Below are 17,325 nucleotides of genomic sequence, written 5' to 3'. Positions count from 1 at the left end.
GCGCCCGGCGGCCACGCCGGGCCGCGCCCGACCTCCCCCCGGAGGGCGCGTTGGCGAAGTCATTCGCAGAACATGCTACGTCGATGCTTGAGGGCGCGGACATCTCAATTCCGTCCTGCTTGCGCCCCCCAGGTCGGGCGCGGCCCTCAGCACTCAGGTTATCTGCCGGATGTGATAGCAGTGCCTAGGGGCACCGCCTACTCGTCATCCAGCGCATACTTCTCCCGCAGGATCTCCACCGCCTTCAGGGATCCGTAGCGAGTTTCCAGTTCCAGACGTTCCTCGTCGCGGGTGCGGAACTCCTCGATCAGGTCGTCGGCCGCATCGCCGTCACCGATCGCCTCTAGCCCCTTACGCGCCAGCAACAGCGCACTCTCGAAGGTCTGGCGCACCACCAGGTCGGCGCCCGCGGCCTGCATGCGCATCTGGCTGAACCGGTCGTAGGTGTCGGCGAAGATCGTCAGGTCGGGATAGCGCTCGCGCAGCTTCTCGACCGTGTGCACCGCGCCCTGGCGGTCGTTGATGCACAGGAAGAGGATGTCGGCCTCGCCCACGCCCGCCGTCTCCAGCACGTCGAGGCGGGAGGCGTCGCCGAAATAGACCTGCGTGCCGAAGGTCCGCGCGATGCGGATGCGCCGGGGCGAGCTGTCGATCAGCGTCACGTCGTGGCCGCGCATCCGCAGGAGCCGGGAGACGACCTGGCCCACGCGGCCGAAGCCCGCGACGATGATGCGCTTGTTGTCCGCATCCTCGAGCCCGTCCATGTCGTCGAGGGCGTCCGGCCCGCGTTGCAGCGCGCGGTCCGCACCGGCCACCGCGGCGGGGGTCAGGATCATCGAGAGGGTGACGATGGCCGAGAGGATCGAGGCGACCTCGACCCCCAGCAGCCCCGAACCCGAGGCGAGGCCGAGCGTGACGAAGGCGAACTCGCCGCCCTGGCCCAGCGTCGCCGCGATCCGCAGCGCATCCGCGTGGTCCGAGCCGAAGCGGCGGGTGAGCGCATAGAGCACCACCATCTTGCCGAGGAAGAGCACGATCGATCCGCCGATCACCAGCCACCAGAACGAGGCAATCAGCGACCAGTCGAGCGTCATGCCGAAGCCCATGAAGAAGAGGCCGAGGAGCAGGCCGCGGAACGGCTCGATATCGGTCTCGAGCTGGTGGCGGAACTCGCTCTCCGCCAGCAACACGCCTGCGATGAAAGCGCCCATGGCCATCGAAAGGCCGACGAGGTCCATCAGGAGCGCCGAGGCGCAGACCACGAAGAGGGCCGCGGCGACGAAGATTTCGTTCGAGCCCGCCGTCGCGATCAGCCGGAAGAAGGGCCGCATCAGGTAGCGCGCCACGAGGTAGAGCGCGATGACCGCCCCTATGGCGATCCCGCTCTGCCACCACACGCTGCCGCCCTCGCTCGCCATGGTCGCGGGAGCCAGCAGCGCCACGAGCGTGAAGAGCGGCACGACGGCGAGGTCCTGTGCCAGCAGGATGGAGAACGCGCGCTCGCCATAGGGCGCGTTGAGCACGCGACGCTCGCGCAGGATCTGCACGCCGAAGGCGGTGGAGCTGAGCGCCAGGGCCCCCCCGGCAATCACCGCCGCCTCCCACGGCAGCCCGGCGAGGCGGGCGACGCCGTAGATGATCGCGCCGCTGATCAGGATCTGCAGGCTGCCGAGGCCGAAGATGTCCGCGCGCAGGCGGTAGAGCCGCGAGGGTGTGAGCTCCAGCCCGATGATGAACAGGAGCAGCACCACGCCGAATTCCGCGAGGTGCAGCACGCCCTCGACATCCTGGAACAGCGCAAGGCCGTAGGGACCGATCAGCGCGCCCGCCGCGAGGTAGCCGAGAACGGAGCCGAGGCCGAGTCGGCGGAAAACGGGGACGGCAACGACCGCCGCGCCGAGGAACACCGTCGCGGAGATCAGAAAAGGGTCGGCCCCCGCAGGTGATGCCATGCCACAGCCTCGCTCGATCGCCCTTCGATCAGCTAGCCGTGCGGCGCTTCACCCGCAAGTTGGAAAAAAGGATGGTTTACCGGTCGCCTGCGCGAACGAGACCGAGCGCATCGGCCACGTGGGGCGGAATATCGGCGTAGGGAATGCCCGCGGCGCGGATCATTTCGAGGATTTCCATGGTGGTCGAGCGTGCCAGAACCGACGCCGGAACACCCGTCGCACGGGAGATTTCCACGAGGACAGGCGAGTGGCCGAACCCGAAAGCGTTCGCGATGGCATTGAGAACGGATGCGACCAGCGACATGCGATTCCCCTCTTTTCCTACCGCCAAACAACGTGGGACAGTCACAAAGGTTTCGCAAGGGGTGCGAGTGACGCGGCTCAGACGAGATCCTTGGGTGCGGCGAAATGCTTGAAGCTGCAGCCGCCGAACTTCACGCCGGACCATTTGCCGACCTCCGCCTCCAGCACGGCGACGGCGGCGGAAGGGTAATGATTGAAGGCCCTTGCGCAGGTCGTAGAGATCTTCCCGTTCGAGAGTTTCCGCGCCATCGCGCCCATTCCGGGCTGGTGGCCGACCAGCGCGACCGTGTCCCCGTCGCCCGATGATCGCAAAATGTTGAGCATCGTGTCGGGGTCGGCCATGTAGAGCGCCTTGTGCACCTGACCCTCGGGTCCGCCCGCAGTCTCCCGCATCCGGCGCCAGGTTTCCCGCGTCCGGGTCGAGGGGGAGAGCCAGACGATGTCGGGCGTGATGCCGAGCTCCACCAGCCAGGCGCCCATGAGCGGGCTCGCCAGGCGCCCGCGCTTGTTGAGCGGGCGCTCCACATCGTCGAGGGCCGGATCGGACCAAGACGATTTTGCGTGGCGGATCAGGACGATTCTCTTCATGTGGCGATTGCGCTGCAATTATGTGTCACAATCAAGGACGCTGACCGAGGAAGCTCGCCATGTGGTGCCGGGCCTGATCGTGCGGCGGGCGGAACTGCGGCCCGACCGGGCAGGCCGCTCGGGCGAGGCAGCCGGTGCGGCACGCGGTTCCGGCGTCCGAGCTCACATGCGCCCGGCAGGCAGGCACGTCGTACTGGCCGCCCTCGAAGGCGCCGACCGGGCAGGCGGTGGTGCAGGGGGCCGGGCAGGTGTCGCACGGACGCGCGGCCTGCGGCGGGACCTCGTGGTGCCCCGGCAGGCGCAGCGCGCCGCGGAAGCTGATCCAGAGCCCCATCTCGGCATGGACCAGCGGCCCGATGGGGGAGGACCAGATGCGCCCCGTCTCGACCGCCCAGCGGAGGAACGGCTGGTAAGGCGGGCCGCCGAAGGGGAACAGCGCCTCCGTGCCCAGATCGTGTGCGATCGCCGACAGCACCCGGGTCGACCACCGGTCAACGCGGTCGGGCGCGCCGTCGCGACCCTCGGGGCTCGCCATCAGGTGGTCCCAGAACCGGCGCGTGTCCGGGGCGACCAGCCAGATCGTCGCCCCGTCCTCGTGCAGACCCCCGGCGCAGAGCAGCGCCTCGGCCGTCAGCGCCGCCTCGATCGCTGCGAGTTTCACGGCTTGATGAGCGTGCCCGCCCCGTGCTCGGTGAAGAGCTCCAGCAGGCAGGCATGAGGCGCGCGGCCGTCGAGGATCACCACCGCGCCGACGCCCTCGCGGATCGCGTCCAGCGCGGTCTCCGTCTTCGGGATCATCCCGCCGGAGATCGTGCCGTCGCCGAGCAGGTCGCGCACATGGGTGGGCGTTAGGTCGGTGATGAGGTCGCCGTCCTTGTCCTTCACCCCGGCCACGTCGGTGAGCAGCAGCAGGCGATCGGCCTGCATCGCGCCGGCGATGGCGCCCGCCGCCGTGTCGCCGTTGATGTTGTAGGTCTCGCCATGCCGACCCATGCCGATGGGGGCGACCACGGGGATGAAATCGCTGTCGATGAAGGTCTTCAGCACCGCGGGGTTCACCTCCACCGGCTGACCGACGAAGCCGAGGTCGAGCACCTGCTCAATATTGCTGTCGGGATCCTTCTTGGTCTTCGTCGCCTTCTCGCAGACGATCAGCTTTGCGTCCTTGCCGCTGAGGCCCACGGCGCGCCCGCCCTGGTCGTTGATGGCCTGCACGATCTGCTTGTTGATGCGGCCCGCCAATACCATCTCCACCACCTCGACGGTGGCCTGGTCGGTGACGCGCTTGCCGTCGATGAACTCCGACTTGATGGCGAGCCGCTCCAGCATCTGATTGATCTGCGGGCCGCCGCCATGGACCACGACGGGGTGCACGTTGCACTGCTTCATCAGCACGATGTCGCGGGCGAACCGCTCCATCGCCGCGTCATCGCTCATGGCATGGCCGCCGAACTTCACGACAACCGTGGCGCCGTCATAGCGCTGCAGGTAGGGCAGCGCCTCGCTGAGGGTCCGGGCAGTGGCGAGCCAGTCGCGTTTCATGGCGGCGGATTTCTCCATGGTCGGTCTCCGGTTGGGGCCGGGGAGGGGATTAGCGCAGGTGGGTCACTCAAGGCCAGCGATGATCGCGCGCAGGGTCTCGATCCCTTCGCCCTTTTCGGAGGAGGTGAGCACGATCTCCGGATAGGCGGTGGGATGCCTGGCGAGCACCGCGCGCGTGCGCTCCAGCGCCTTGTCGAGTTCGCCCTTCTTCGGCTTGTCGATCTTGGTGAGCACGGTCTGGAAGGGGACGGCGGCGCGGTCGAGCACCGACATGATCTCCTCGTCCACTTCCTTCGCCCCATGCCGGCCGTCGATCAGCAGGAAGACGCGGCGCAGGTTGGCGCGGCCGGCGAGGTAGTCCTTCAGGAGCGCCTGCCACTTGGCGACGACCTTCACCGGCGCTTCCGCGAAACCATAGCCCGGCAGGTCGACCATGTAGTGGCTCTCGCCGAGGGTGAAGAAGTTCACCTCCTGCGTCCGGCCCGGCGTGTTGGAGGTCCGGGCCAGCGCCTTGCGGCCGGTCAGCGCATTGATCAACGAGGACTTGCCCACGTTCGACCGGCCCGCGAGGCAGAACTCCACCCGGTCCGCGGGCGGCAGGCCGTCCATCGCGACCACGCCCTTCAGGAAGTCCACGTGGCCGAGGAACAGCGACCGCCCGGCGGCGCGCGCCGCGTCCTCGGGCGTCTCGGCCAGCGGGAATTGCGGGACCAGTTCCATCACTCTCTCCAAATACGCACAGGACGGGGCAGGCGGGCGCCGTCGGATGCCTCCGGCGGGGATACTTGAACGAAGAGAGAGAGGCGAGGGGCTTTTGCGCTCAGGTGAGCGTCGCGCCATCGCCGAGGGCCACGCGGCCCGGCTCGATGCAGACGGCGTAGACGCCAAAGTCGCGGTGACCCCAGCCGTCCTCCAGAAGGCGCAGCACGTCGGTGTCCTCGCGGCCGGTCTTCGGGTCGGAGTGGGTGGCCTTGCAGCGGGTGTTGCGCTCGCGGACCTCGAGAAGGGCGGAGCCTACGCGCAGGCGGCGGCCGATCCACTCGAACTCCTCCCACGGGGCGAGGCCCTCGAGCCAGATGTTCCCGCGGAACCGGCGGCGGTCGAGCTCGCGCCCTGCGTGTTGCGACAGGATGGTCCGGGAGGTGTCCGACAGGATCGAGATCGAGGGGAAGGGCGCGTCCGTCATCCCCTGCTCGGTCGCGGTGACGAGACGCTCGGGCGCCGGGCGGTTCTCCGGATATAGGGGGCGGATCCAGTCGATCAGGCGGTTGCCCTCGTCGGGCAGGGCGACTGTCAGATCGGGCAGATCGGGATGGGCGAAGGTGGTCTGCGCCCCATCGCTTTTCGCAGTCACGGCCATCAGCGTGCCGGCCTTGGCACCGCGGATAAAGTTGCGGCAGTGGGCCCATTCGCCGTATGTCTCTGCCCCCTCCTGCGCGATGGCGAAGGCGCGGTCGCCGGGCAGGCACTGGCCCGCGGCGAGCTCCACCGCCTCCAGCGGCTCGGCACCGACGCCCTTGACCGGGTGGCGCCAGAGGGCGGAGACGGTGCTCATTCCGCGGGTTTGTCCTTCTTGCGTTTGAAGCTCGACTTCACGTTGCCGAAGAAGTCGACCTCCACCCCCTGGGAGCGCATGATCAGGTATTGCTGGATGAAGGTGATGGTGTTGTTCGCCACCCAGTAAATCACCAGCCCGGCCGCGAAGCCGCCCAGCATGAACATGAAGACCCAGGGCATCCAGGCGAAGATCATCGCCTGCGTCTGGTCGGTGGGCGCGGGGTTCAGCTTCTGCTGCATCCACATCGTCACGCCCATCAGGATCGGCCAGATGCCGATGGAGATGATCAGCGGCGCCCAGCTCACGTCATAGGGCAGGAGGCCGAAGAGGTTGAGCCAGGAGGTCGGATCGGGGGCGGAGAGATCCTGCACCCAGCCGAAGAACGGCGCCTGGCGCATCTCGATCGCGACGAAGAGCACCTTGTAGAGCGAGAAGAAGATCGGGATCTGCAACAGGATCGGCAGACAGCCCGCCGCGGGGTTCACCTTCTCCTTCTTGTAGAGCTCCATCATCTCGGTCTGGAGCTTCATGCGGTCGTCGCCGGCGCGCTCCTTGATCTTCTCCATCTCCGGCTGGAGCTTCTTCATCTTCGACATCGAGACGTAGGACTTGTAGGCGAGCGGGAAGAGCAGCGCCTTGATGAAGAGCGTGAGCAGGATGATCGCGACGCCGAAATTGCCGATGAAGGCGTTGAAGACGGCGAGCAGGTAGTGGATCGGCTTGGTGAGGAACCAGAACCAGCCCCAGTCGATGGAATCGACGAAGCGCTCGATGCCGAGGTCGCGCTCGTATTCGGTCAGCAGGTCCCGTTCCTTCGCGCCGGAGAAGAGGCGCGTGGTGCTTTGCGTTGTCGCGCCGGCCTCGACCGTGACGGGAGGCAGACGGATCTCCGTCTGGTAGGCGTCGGAGCGCTCTGAATACTTCGCGACCGTGGTGAAGGGGCCGTTTTCCGGGATCAGCGTCGTCATCCAGTACTTGTCGGTGAAGCCGATCCAGCCCGCATTCTCCACTTCGACCGCCTCGACATTGCCGCCCTCGCGGGTGGAGAAGTCGAGGTCGGGCATGTCGTCGTAGTCGAGCTCCGCGATCTCGCCGTCGGATTCGCGGATGACGCCCTCATGCAGGATGTAGAAGTTGATGGTCTCGGGCTCGCCGATGCGCGCGACGATGCCGTAGGGGAAGAGGCTGACGGCGGCTCCGGTCGTGTTCTCAACCGACTGGGTGACGGTGAACATGTAGTCCTCGTCCACCGCGATCTCCTTTCGGAAGATCAGGCCGGCGCCGTTGTCCCAGGCGAGCGTCACGGGGCTGTCGGGCGTCAGGGTGTCGCCGCTCTCGACCTCCCACGGGGTCTGGCCGGTTGGGACCTGGTCGAAAGTAATGCCGCCGCCTGCGGGGCCCCAGCCGTGCTGCGCGTAGTAGGCGCCGCGGCTGCCCTCGGGGTTGAGGAGGGTGACGAGCGGGCTGTCGGGGGCCAGCGTCTCGCGGTACTGCGTGAGGTCGAGGTCGTCGATGCGCCCGCCGGTGAGCGAGAGCGAGCCGGTGAGGCTCGGCGTCTCGATCCGGATCCGCTCGGCTCGCTCCAGCGCCTCGGTCCGGCTGGCGGCCGGGGTGACGGCGGCCGGGACATCGCCGGTGACCTGCGACGTGCCGTCCGTCACGTCGCCGAGCTGCTCCTGCTGGACCTGTTGCTGTTCCAGCGTCGTGGGGGCCTGTGCCTCGGGTGGGAAGAGCACGAACCAGACGAGGATCACCAGAAAGCTGAGCGCTGTGGCGAGAATGAGGTTGCGATTGTCGTCTTGCATGAACGGGCCTTCGAACGCAGGGGAAGCGGGCGTTTTGCAGGGGTTCAACAGGGCAGGGGACCAAAGGTCAAGCCGAATCCCCCAAGGGCCGCGGCGTGCTCGCGCGACCGTTAGGGGTGGGGGCCGCCGTGCGTGGGCGTGGCTGCGCGGGCCGCGTCGTTCAGCCCGCGCGCTCGAAGGCGGCCTGGCGGGCGCGGCGGCTGCGGGCGAGCATGTCCTGTTCCGCCAGCCAGCTCAGCGTCTCATCCAGCGGCATGGGCCGGGCGATGTTGTAGCCCTGAAGGGCGCCGCAGCCGAGGGCCGCAAGTGCCGCGCGTTCTTCCGGCGTCTCCACCCCCTCGGCCAGCGTCTCCACCCCCAGCGCGTCGGCCATGCGCAGCATCGCCTCAGCCAGGGCGGCTTGCTCGGGGCGGGTGTCGAGGCCGCGTACGAAGGAGCGGTCGATCTTGATGCGGCTGACCTGGAAGCGGCGGATGTTGGCGATCGCCGCGTGCCCGGTGCCGAAATCGTCGAGCTCGATCGAAAAGCCCGCATCGGCGAGGTGGCGGATGGTGCGCACGGGCAGGTCGTCGTCGCTTTCGACCATCACGTCCTCGACCACTTCGAGGGCGAGGCAGCCCGCCTCCAGCCCGCGCTGATCCACCGCCCACTTGATCCGGTCGGCGAGCAGCGGGTCGGCGAGCTGGCCGGAGGAGAAGTTCACCGCGACGCGCTGGTCGGCGAAGCCCGCGGCGCGCCATTCCAGCACCGCGTCGAGGGCGGCGTCGAGCATGACGGTACCGATCTCCTCGGCGTAGCCGGCCTCCTCGGCCATGGCGAGGAACTCGCCGGGCGCGAGCAGCCCGCGCGTCGGATGGCGCCAGCGCACCAGCGCCTCGAACCCCAGCGGGCGGCCGTCGGCGGCGGCGACCTGTGGTTGGAAGAAGGCGACGATGTCGCCCCGCGACAGGCCGCCGCGCAGATCCTCGATCAGGCGGTCCTGCCGGGCGGCGAGGCGCTGCATCTCGGGCGTGAAGAGGCAGACCTGCGCGCCCTCGCCGCTGCGGGCGGAGGCGAGCGCGATATCGGCGGCCTGCGTGAGGCGCTGGAGGTCGACGCGACGCTCCCCGCTCCAGGCGAGGCCGATGGCGCAATCGATGTTGCGCGCCCCGCCCGGCAGGTCGATGGGGTCGGAGAGCATGCGGCGCAGGTCGTGGCCGCGGTCGAGCAGCGCCTCCACGTCGGCGATATCGGCGATGAGCATGGCGAACTGGTCGCCGCCGATGCGGATGACGACGTCGCCCTCCCGCGCCTCGGCGCGCAGGCGTTCGGCCAGTGTCACCAGCACGCGATCGCCCGCATCATGGCCCAGCATCTGGTTGATCCGGCGGAAGCGGCGCAGGTCGAGATGGATGAGCCCGGTGCCCTCCCCCTGCGCGCGCCAGTTCTGCCCGAAGAAGGCCGAGGCGCCGCTGCGGTTGAAAAGCCCCGTCAGCCCGTCGCGGCGGCCGGAGCGGCGCAATGCGCGCTCCAGCTCTGTCGTCCGGATGCCGAGCTGGCGCAGGCGGCCGAGCAACGGGCCGATGACGGTGAGGCTGGCGAGGGCGAGCAGCGCCAGCGTGCCTGCGACGAGGGCGGCGAGCATCATGACCGCGCCGCGCCGCGCCTCCGCCGCGCGGGCCTCATGCCACGCGATGGCGGTGGCGAGGCGGGCGGGCAGCACCTCGCGCCCTTGCACCAGCAGCTCCGCCGCGAGGCCGGGATTGCTGGCATTCGCCTCCCGCCGCGCGAGGCTGGCGAGGCTCAGCAACCGCTCGGTCGCGTAGTCGATCCCCTCGGGGCCCTGGTGGAGTTGGCGGATTGCAGGGTCCTGACGGGCGGCAGCCGACAGCCGGTCGGAGCGTTCCGCCACGGTCAGCGCCAGGTCGAGCGCCCCGTCCACGTTCGCTGCCGTGACCTCCGCCAGGCGCTGGACGTCACCTATCTGCGCGGTGAGGTCGGCTGCCTGGGCGACATGATCCCGTTCCATCGCGAGTTGCCCGCGGGTGACCAGCGGTCCGGCGAGGGCGACGACGGCAAGCGCCGCGGCGATCAGGTACCAGCGGACCGACAGCAGCCGTCCGGCGCGCTGCGCACCGGGCGGCGCCGGGGTGATGTCCTTGAGGGGGAAACTCGACATGGGGGCTCACAGCTAACGAAGTGTAAGCCCTGCCTAGCAGCTCTTGCTTTCCGAGAGCTTAACCGCCGCCCCGCATCAGTGCCGCAAAGTCGAAGAGCTGCGGGTCGGCCAGATGCGAGGGCCGCGCGTTCATCAGCGCACGGAACATGACCTGCCTCCGGCCGGGGTTGTTCTGCTCCCACCCGTCGAGGATCTGCTTGACCTGCTGGCGCTGCAGCCCGTCCTGGCTACCGCAGAGGTCGCAGGGGATGATCGGGTAGTCCATCGCGGTCGCGAACTTCCCGCAATCGGCCTCGGCGACGAAGGCAAGGGGGCGGATGACGTGCAGGTCGCCCTCCTCGTTCAGCAGCTTCGGCGGCATGGTCGCGAGCCGCCCGCCATGGAAGAGGTTCATGAAGAACGTCTCCAGGATGTCGTCGCGGTGGTGGCCGAGGACGACGGCCGTGCACCCTTCCTCCCGCGCGATGCGGTAGAGGTTGCCGCGGCGCAGGCGGGAGCAGAGCGAGCACATGGTGCCGCCCGATGCGATCTTGTCGACGACGACGGAATAGGTGTCCGCGTACTCGATCCGGTGGGGGACGCCGCGCGCCTCCAGGAACTCCGGCAGGACCGTCGCCGGAAAGCCCGGCTGGCCCTGGTCGAGATTGCAGGCGAGCAGCTCGACCGGCAACAGGCCGCGCCATTGCAGCTCGTGCAGCACTGCGAGCAGGGTGTAGCTGTCCTTGCCGCCGGACAGGCACACCAGCCACTTCGCGCCCGGCTCGACCATCGAATAGGTCTCGATCGCCTCGCGGACCTGGCGCACCAGCCGCTTGCGGAGCTTCTTGAACTCCGTCGTGGCAGGCGCGCCCGCGAAGAGGGGATGGATGTCGGTCTCGTCCAGCATGGGCTTTCGGTTACTCTGGAACGGGCGGCCGGGAAAGGGGAATCAGATGCAGCGCTTCGACCGGCCCGCCGAACCCGCCAATCCCTATCCCGACGGCATGGTCGAGATCGCGGAGGTCCGCTACGACACCGCGCTGAAGCTCCTGCGCCTCAGGGACGCGCCGAAGATGCGCGACGGCGAGGACGCCGATTTTATTGTCGCGGTGCCGTATGGCGTGAGCTGGCGGCCGGACGGGGGCGGGTGGCGGCAGATCGTGGTGCCGGGCGGGCTGATCACCGATCTGGTCAGCGTGCCGCGCCTTGCCCGCATCATCGTGAGCCGCGTCGGCCCCTATCTGGAGGCCGCGATCGTGCACGACTACCTCTACATCGCGTGGCAGGACGTGCCGGGGCGCCGCGCGCGCGACGCCGACCGGCGTTTTGCCGACGATCTGTTTCGGGAGCTGATGCGGGAGGCGCGGGTGAACCGCGCGCTGGTGGCACTCATCTTCACCACCGTCCGGCTCTTCGGCGCGGGGCCGTTTCGGCGGCGGGATGCGGAGCGCTACGCCGACCTCTCCGACCCGGAGGTGACGGCGCAGCTTCCGTTCAGGACGAAGGCGCGCTGAGCGGGGCTCAGGACTTCTCGTCCTCCTCGTCCTTTTCCGCGTCGCCGCCGGGCAGGTTGAAGAAGCTGTCGGCGTCGATCTCGGCCTCTTCGGTCTTCTCCTCGGCCGGTGCGTTGCCGTCGCCGAAGGTGAAGTTTTCCAGCCCTTCCATGGCGGCGGGGATCTTCGCCTCGGCGGCGAGGCTCTCGTCCGTGCTCATCAGGCGCAGCTTCTCGTCCTCGCTGAGGACTTCGCCGTCCTTCGCCTTCTTCGCCACGGCCTTGGCGACGGCGGCGTCGAGCTCGGTCTGCTTGCACATGCCGAGCGCCACCGGATCGACCGGCTGGATGTTGGCGATGTTCCAGTGCGTCCGGTCGCGGATCGACTGGATCGTGGGCTTGGTGGTCCCGACGAGCTTGGAGATCTGACCGTCGGAGAGCTCGGGGTGGAACTTCACCAGCCACGCGATGGCGGCCGGGCGGTCCTGGCGCTTGGAAAGCGGCGTGTAGCGCGGGCCTTTCCGCTTCTGCTCTCCCTCGGCGGCGGGGTTGTACTTGAGCTGGAGCTTCGCCTTGGGGTTCTCCTCGGCGCGGCGGATCTCCTCGGCGGTGAGCTGGTTGTTGACGATGGGATCGAAGCCCTTGATGCCGACCGCCACCTCGCCGTCCGCGATGCCGTGCACCTCCAGCTCGTGCAGGCCGGTGAACTCGGCGATCTGCTTGAAGCTGAGGGTGGTGTTGTCCACCAGCCAGACGGCGGTGGCTTTCTGCATGATGGGAAGCGCCATGGTCCTCTCCGAAATCCAAACCTTTCCCGTGCCGAGAAATCGGTGGGCCGGGGCCGGGTGCCGTTTCCGTTGGGGAATTGCACGGTATATAAGCCGGACCGTCGCGGGGATAAAGGGGATTTGTGATGCGGTGGCTTCTGGTGCTTCTGACGCTGGCGGGGCCGCTGCGCGCCGACGAGCCCGGCGAGTTCGACTACTACGTGATGAGCCTGAGCTGGCAGCCCTCCTGGTGCGCGGGCGAGGGGCAGGGGCCGGAGGCGTGCGCGCGCGACCTCGGCTTCGTGCTCCACGGTCTGTGGCCGCAGTATGAGGAGGGGTGGCCGGAGTGGTGCGCGCGCACGGGCCGCGACCCCTCGCGGGCGGAGACCGGGGCGATGGCCGACATCATGGGCTCCGGCGGGCTCGCCTGGCATCAGTGGCGCAAACACGGGCGCTGCACGGGGCTGAGCTACGAGGACTATTTCGCGCTGTCGCGGGAGGCTTATGGCAGCGTCGTGCGCCCCGAGGTGCTGCGCCGGGTGGAGGAGGCGCTGCGCCTCGATCCGCTGGTGATCGAGGAGGCGTTCCTGGAGGCGAACCCGGAGCTGGAGGCCGACGGCATCACCATCACCTGCCGAGACGGGCGGATCCAGGAGGCGCGGATCTGCCTCACCCGCTCGCTGGAGCCGCGGACCTGTGGGGCCGACGTAATCCGCGACTGCCGGGCGACGGCGACGCTGCCGCCGATCGAGTAGAGGGGCGTACCGCCAACGCGATATGCGGACGCAGGCGCGGGCCGGAGGCGTTGGTGTCGCCTCCGGCGGGGATATTTGGGCGAATCCGAAGGGCTCAGAGCACCACGACGTCGAGCGGCGGGAAGCCGTTGAAGCCGACGGAGGCGTAGCTCGACGTGTAGGCACCCGCGTTGCGGATCACGATCCGGTCGCCCGAAGCGAGGCTCAGCGGCAACTGCACCGGCCGCTTTTCGTAGAGCACGTCGGCGCTGTCGCAGGAGGGGCCGGCAAGGATGCAGGGGCCCGTCTGCTCGCCGTCGCGCGGGGTCAGGAACTGGTAGCGGATCGCCTCATCGATGGTCTCCGCCAGCCCCGAGAACTTGCCGATGTCGAGATAGACCCAGCGGTGCAGGTCATCCTCCGACTTGCGGGAGGTGAGCAGGACCTCGGCGGCGATGGCACCGGCCTCGGCCACCAGACCGCGCCCGGGCTCGGCCATCACGCGGGGCACGGCGCCGAAGCGGGCGCGCACCATCTGCATCACTTCGGTGGCATAGGCGGTCGGGGCCTCCACCGCCTCACCGTAGAAGGCCGGGAAGCCGCCGCCGATGTTGAGGAGGGTGAGCCGGTGGCCCGCCGCCTGCGCCCGGTGCCAGACCTGCGCCATCTCGTCGAGCGTCGCACCCCACATGGCGGCACGCCGCGTCTGGGAGCCGACATGGAACGAGAGGCCGACCGGGACGAGGCCCAGCAGCCGGGCCTGGTCCATCAGGTCGAGCGCCATGTCCGGCGTGCAACCGAACTTGCGGCTGAGCGGCCAGTCGGCCTCGGACGCCGTCACGATCAGGCGGATATAGACCTGCGCGCCCGGCGCGTGGCGGGCGATCTTCTCCAGCTCCTCGGCCGCGTCGGCGGCGAAGAGGCGGACGCCCGCCTGATGCGCGAACGCGATGTCGACGGCGCGCTTGACCGTGTTGCCGAAGGAGATGTCCTCGGCCCGCGCGCCTTGCGAGAGGCAAAGCTCGATCTCACCACGGGAGGCGGCGTCGAAGGCCGCACCCTCGGCCACCAGCCGGGCGAGTATCTCGGGCGCCGGGTTCGCCTTCACCGCGTAGTGGATGCGGGCGGCGCCGAGGCCCGCGGCCAGCGCACGGTAATTCGCCGCGACCACGTCCGTATCCAGCACCAGCGTCGGCCGGTCGAAACTGTTCGCGGCAATGAAAGCCTCCACGCGGGAGGGGCGGACAGGTTCAGCGACGCGACCGGCGAGGTCGCCTGCAAAAGCGTTCATGGTCATCTCCAATAGACCCGGCCATATATGACCGCTCACTTCCAAGGGAGACGTTACCGTCGCTGCATAACCGTGCGGAAAGGCCACCGTGCCGGAGGCGCGTGCGTTGGCGTCTGCGCGGGCAGATAGTGAAAGCTTGCCCGCCACGCAAGAGATATGTTTCGTGCCGCAGCGATTGAGCCCGGTGCCGTGCATCTGTAGCGTCGGGCGCCTGACGAACCGCCTGCGAGACAAGCCCGGAGCCCCATGTCCCTCATCCTGTTCAGCGCCCTGAAGAACGAGGGTCCGTTCCTGCTGGAATGGGTGGCGCATCACCTCGTGGTGGGGTTCGAGCGGATCGTGCTCTACCACAACGACACCGATGACGGCTCGGCGGAGCTGATCGCGGCGCTGGGCGAGGTCGCACCGGTCAGCGGCCATGCGCATGTGGTGCCCGAGGGCGTGGCACCCCAGCGCAACGCGGCGCGGCTGTTCATGGAGAGCGGGGCGGCGCGGCGTGGCGACTGGGTGATGTGGCTCGACCTCGACGAGTACCTCTCGCTCGGCCGCGGTGCGACGCTGCCGGGCTGGCTGCGCCGGACGGACCGGCAGGCGCGGCGGCGGTATCGCCGGGACCTCGGCGGCATCTGCCTGCACTGGAGGCTGATGGGCTCCGGCGGTCTGACGGAGTGGCCGGGTCGCCAGATCGGCTCGCACTTCACCGCCTGTGCTCCGCGCCAGCGCCCGATGCACGAGACGATCAAGACGCTCTTCGTCATGAGCGACGACGTGGTGGAGATGGACCCCCACCGCCCGATCCTGCGGCCTGATGCGGAGGGCGGCTACCCGCTCTTCATCGGGGGCGGCGGGCAGCAGGTGGACGAGGTGTTCTGGACCTACCGCTATGCCGGCGAGGGCGGCCCGGTCAGCCGGGTGCCGCGGGTCAACGGCATGTACGGGCTGGGGCAGGTGAACCACTATTCGGTGCGCACGCGCGACGTCTACGCCCTGCGCCGGACGCGGGGGCGCGGTGCGGTCACGCCTGCCGCCGGGGTCCGCCACGATGACGAGCATTTCGAGCGGATGGACGCGAACCAGGCGCAGGACGGCGCGATCCTCGCCTATCTCGACCCGCTGGAGGCGGAGATCGCCCGGCTCATGGCGCACCCGCCCGTGGCCGTCGCGCACGAGCGATGCCGCGCGATTCTCGCCGACAGGATCGCAACGGCCGCGGCCGGAGATTGACGAACGCCCTTGCAATTTCGCCCCGCGTGGGTATCCACCGGTCCTCGGTCGGATGTCCGGCCCCTCCCGGCTGCGGCGGCTTCCTGCTTCTCCGGGTTGTACCCTTTAATGCGGAGCGACCCCCATGACACGGCAGAACTATCTCTTCACCTCCGAGTCCGTCTCGGAAGGCCATCCCGACAAGGTGTGTGACCGCATCTCCGATGCGGTGCTCGACGCCTTTCTCGCCGAGGAGCCGCTGGCGCGCGTCGCCTGCGAGACCTTTGCAACCACCAACCGTGTCGTGATCGGCGGCGAGGTCCGCGGGCCCGAGGCCGTGACGCGCAAGGTCGCGGACATCGCGCGCGAGTGCGTCAAGGACATCGGCTACGAGCAGGACGGTTTCCACTGGGAAAGCATGGAGGTCGACAACTACCTCCACGAGCAGTCCACCCACATCGCGCAGGGCGTCGATGCGGAAGGTGCCGGCGACCAGGGCATCATGTTCGGCTATGCCTGCACGGAGACGCCGGAGCTGATGCCCGCCCCGATCCTCTATTCCCACGCGATCCTCAAGCGGCTCGCCGAGGTGCGCAAGTCGGGCGCGGAGCCGGCGCTCGGCCCCGATGCGAAATCCCAGCTCTCCGTCCGCTACGAGCATGGCAAACCCACCGGCGTGACCTCGGTCGTGCTCTCCACCCAGCACCTCGACGAGAGCCTGTCGAGCGATCAGGTCCGCGAGATCGTGGAGCCCTACATCCGCGAGACGCTGCCCGAGGGCTGGCTGACGCCCGCCACCGTCTGGCACGTGAACCCGACCGGCAAGTTCGTGATCGGCGGGCCGGACGGCGATGCGGGCCTGACGGGCCGCAAGATCATCGTGGACACCTATGGCGGTGCAGCACCCCACGGCGGCGGTGCGTTCTCCGGTAAGGATCCGACCAAGGTGGATCGCTCGGCGGCCTATGCTGCGCGCTACCTCGCGAAGAACGTTGTGGCCGCGGGCCTCGCCAGCCGCTGCACGATCCAGCTCAGCTACGCGATCGGCGTGGCCGCACCGCTGTCGATCTACTGCGACACCTACGGCACCGGCGAGGTGGACGAGAGCCGGATCGAGGGCGCGATCCCCTCGCTGATGGACCTCACCCCCCGCGGCATTCGGGAGACGCTGGGGCTGGCGAAGCCCATCTACCAGCGCACCGCAGCCTATGGTCATTTCGGCCGCACGCCCGAGGCCGATGGCGGCTTCTCGTGGGAGAAGACGGATCTGGTGGACGAGCTTAAGCGGCTCGTCTGAAACATCTCTCACCGAGACGTGCCTTGGCCCCCGCGGGGGCCAGGGCGTAGCCTCTCCTCGAAACCGCACCTCGAGGAGACCCGTATGCTGCGTGCCGTCCTGCTGTCCGTCGCCGTCCTGTCCGCCCCCGCCACGCTGGCGCAGGATGCCTCCGAGCCGCCCACGGTCGAGGAGGCGATGACCGTCCCGCGCCTTGCCGAGATCCTGATCGCCCTCGATCCCGAGGCCCGCGGCAACGGCAGCGCCTTCGAGCTCACCATCGCGGAGCTGCCCGTCACGATCTTCACCGATGCGGGCGCGGACCGGATGCGCGCGATGATCCCGATCCGCTCGGCCGAGGGCATGAGCCGGGAGGAGCTAGAGCGGGCCATGCAGGCCAATTTCGATACGGCGCTCGACGCGCGCTACGCGGTGGCGAACGGGCGGCTCTGGGCGGTCTACATCCACCCGCTCTCGCCGCTGGAGAAGGACCAGCTTATCTCCGGCCTCGGCCAGCTCGCCAACATCGCGCTGACCTATGGCAACGAGTATTCGGGCGGCGCGCTCGCCTTCGGCGGCGGGGACAGCGCCCGGATGCAGCGCGAGCGGATCGAGGAGCTTTTGCGCCGCGGCCGGGACATCTGAGCGCGGGTTGCCCTCGTCTCGGTCTGGGCATT

Annotated in this window: 17 protein-coding genes; 5 read left to right on the top strand and 12 right to left on the bottom strand. The window is 68.8% G+C overall.

Going from position 1 to position 17,325, the window contains the following annotated elements; translation table 11 throughout:
* Positions 1 to 197: 197 nt before the first annotated feature.
* The 10 genes from I0K15_RS05820 to ttcA form a co-directional block, all read right to left on the bottom strand.
* The gene (locus tag I0K15_RS05820; protein WP_196104457.1) at positions 198 to 1,952 is read right to left on the bottom strand and encodes a monovalent cation:proton antiporter-2 (CPA2) family protein; all 1,755 of its coding nucleotides are present in this window, start codon (positions 1,950 to 1,952) and stop codon (positions 198 to 200) included.
* Positions 1,953 to 2,028: 76 nt separating this feature from the next.
* Positions 2,029 to 2,256 carry a hypothetical protein gene (locus I0K15_RS05815; RefSeq protein ID WP_196104456.1) on the bottom strand — a complete coding sequence of 76 codons (228 nt, stop codon included), beginning with the start codon at positions 2,254 to 2,256 and terminating at the stop codon, positions 2,029 to 2,031.
* Positions 2,257 to 2,333: 77 nt separating this feature from the next.
* Complete coding sequence (locus I0K15_RS05810; RefSeq protein ID WP_196104455.1) at positions 2,334 to 2,843, bottom strand: SixA phosphatase family protein; 510 nt, start codon at positions 2,841 to 2,843, stop codon at positions 2,334 to 2,336.
* Positions 2,844 to 2,874: 31 nt separating this feature from the next.
* A complete protein-coding gene (locus I0K15_RS05805) occupies positions 2,875 to 3,504 on the bottom strand; it encodes a ferredoxin (RefSeq protein WP_196104454.1) in 630 nt (209 codons plus the stop codon).
* Entirely contained in the window at positions 3,501 to 4,403 is a 903-nt protein-coding gene (gene argB / locus I0K15_RS05800) for an acetylglutamate kinase (protein ID WP_230374304.1), read from the bottom strand. Before argB ends, I0K15_RS05805 begins: the two co-directional genes overlap by 4 nt.
* A 45-nt stretch (positions 4,404 to 4,448) precedes the next feature.
* Positions 4,449 to 5,105 (bottom strand): ribosome biogenesis GTP-binding protein YihA/YsxC, encoded by a 657-nt coding sequence (gene yihA / locus I0K15_RS05795; RefSeq protein WP_196104453.1) that lies wholly within the window; start codon positions 5,103 to 5,105, stop codon positions 4,449 to 4,451.
* Between the two features lie 100 nt (positions 5,106 to 5,205).
* Positions 5,206 to 5,940 carry an MOSC domain-containing protein gene (locus I0K15_RS05790; RefSeq protein ID WP_196104452.1) on the bottom strand — a complete coding sequence of 245 codons (735 nt, stop codon included), beginning with the start codon at positions 5,938 to 5,940 and terminating at the stop codon, positions 5,206 to 5,208.
* Positions 5,937 to 7,748, bottom strand: a complete 1,812-nt coding sequence (yidC, locus tag I0K15_RS05785) for a membrane protein insertase YidC (protein WP_196104451.1) — start codon at positions 7,746 to 7,748, stop codon at positions 5,937 to 5,939. Before yidC ends, I0K15_RS05790 begins: the two co-directional genes overlap by 4 nt.
* 160 nt (positions 7,749 to 7,908) lie before the next feature.
* A complete protein-coding gene (locus tag I0K15_RS05780; RefSeq protein ID WP_196104450.1) occupies positions 7,909 to 9,906 on the bottom strand; it encodes a putative bifunctional diguanylate cyclase/phosphodiesterase in 1,998 nt (665 codons plus the stop codon).
* Between the two features lie 58 nt (positions 9,907 to 9,964).
* Positions 9,965 to 10,792 (bottom strand): tRNA 2-thiocytidine(32) synthetase TtcA, encoded by an 828-nt coding sequence (gene ttcA / locus I0K15_RS05775; protein ID WP_196104449.1) that lies wholly within the window; start codon positions 10,790 to 10,792, stop codon positions 9,965 to 9,967.
* A gap of 46 nt (positions 10,793 to 10,838) precedes the next feature.
* Between ttcA and I0K15_RS05770 the strand changes: the two genes are divergently transcribed.
* A complete protein-coding gene (locus I0K15_RS05770) occupies positions 10,839 to 11,399 on the top strand; it encodes a DUF1353 domain-containing protein (RefSeq protein ID WP_196104448.1) in 561 nt (186 codons plus the stop codon).
* Positions 11,400 to 11,406: 7 nt separating this feature from the next.
* On the opposite strand, the gene I0K15_RS05765 is transcribed toward I0K15_RS05770, so the two are convergent.
* Positions 11,407 to 12,165 (bottom strand): DUF1013 domain-containing protein, encoded by a 759-nt coding sequence (locus I0K15_RS05765; protein ID WP_196104447.1) that lies wholly within the window; start codon positions 12,163 to 12,165, stop codon positions 11,407 to 11,409.
* Between the two features lie 125 nt (positions 12,166 to 12,290).
* Between I0K15_RS05765 and I0K15_RS05760 the strand changes: the two genes are divergently transcribed.
* Positions 12,291 to 12,899, top strand: coding sequence for a ribonuclease T2 family protein (locus tag I0K15_RS05760; protein ID WP_196104446.1), 609 nt, complete (start codon positions 12,291 to 12,293; stop codon positions 12,897 to 12,899).
* Between the two features lie 94 nt (positions 12,900 to 12,993).
* On the opposite strand, the gene I0K15_RS05755 is transcribed toward I0K15_RS05760, so the two are convergent.
* Positions 12,994 to 14,169, bottom strand: a complete 1,176-nt coding sequence (locus I0K15_RS05755) for a type III PLP-dependent enzyme (protein WP_196104445.1) — start codon at positions 14,167 to 14,169, stop codon at positions 12,994 to 12,996.
* A 246-nt stretch (positions 14,170 to 14,415) separates the two neighbouring features.
* Here I0K15_RS05755 and I0K15_RS05750 point away from each other — a divergent pair, with 246 nt between their 5' ends.
* The 3 genes from I0K15_RS05750 (at position 14,416) to I0K15_RS05740 (ending at position 17,293) form a co-directional block, all read left to right on the top strand.
* Positions 14,416 to 15,393, top strand: a complete 978-nt coding sequence (locus I0K15_RS05750) for a glycosyltransferase family 2 protein (protein ID WP_196104444.1) — start codon at positions 14,416 to 14,418, stop codon at positions 15,391 to 15,393.
* A 124-nt stretch (positions 15,394 to 15,517) separates the two neighbouring features.
* Positions 15,518 to 16,669, top strand: coding sequence for a methionine adenosyltransferase (gene metK / locus I0K15_RS05745; RefSeq protein WP_196104443.1), 1,152 nt, complete (start codon positions 15,518 to 15,520; stop codon positions 16,667 to 16,669).
* 84 nt (positions 16,670 to 16,753) lie between these two features.
* Positions 16,754 to 17,293 carry a hypothetical protein gene (locus I0K15_RS05740; RefSeq protein WP_196104442.1) on the top strand — a complete coding sequence of 180 codons (540 nt, stop codon included), beginning with the start codon at positions 16,754 to 16,756 and terminating at the stop codon, positions 17,291 to 17,293.
* Positions 17,294 to 17,325: the final 32 nt, after the last annotated feature.

It is taken from the genome of Pontivivens ytuae (assembly GCF_015679265.1).
Classification (GTDB): domain Bacteria; phylum Pseudomonadota; class Alphaproteobacteria; order Rhodobacterales; family Rhodobacteraceae; genus Pontivivens; species Pontivivens ytuae.
This window is presented reverse-complemented; position numbering and strand designations above follow the sequence as displayed.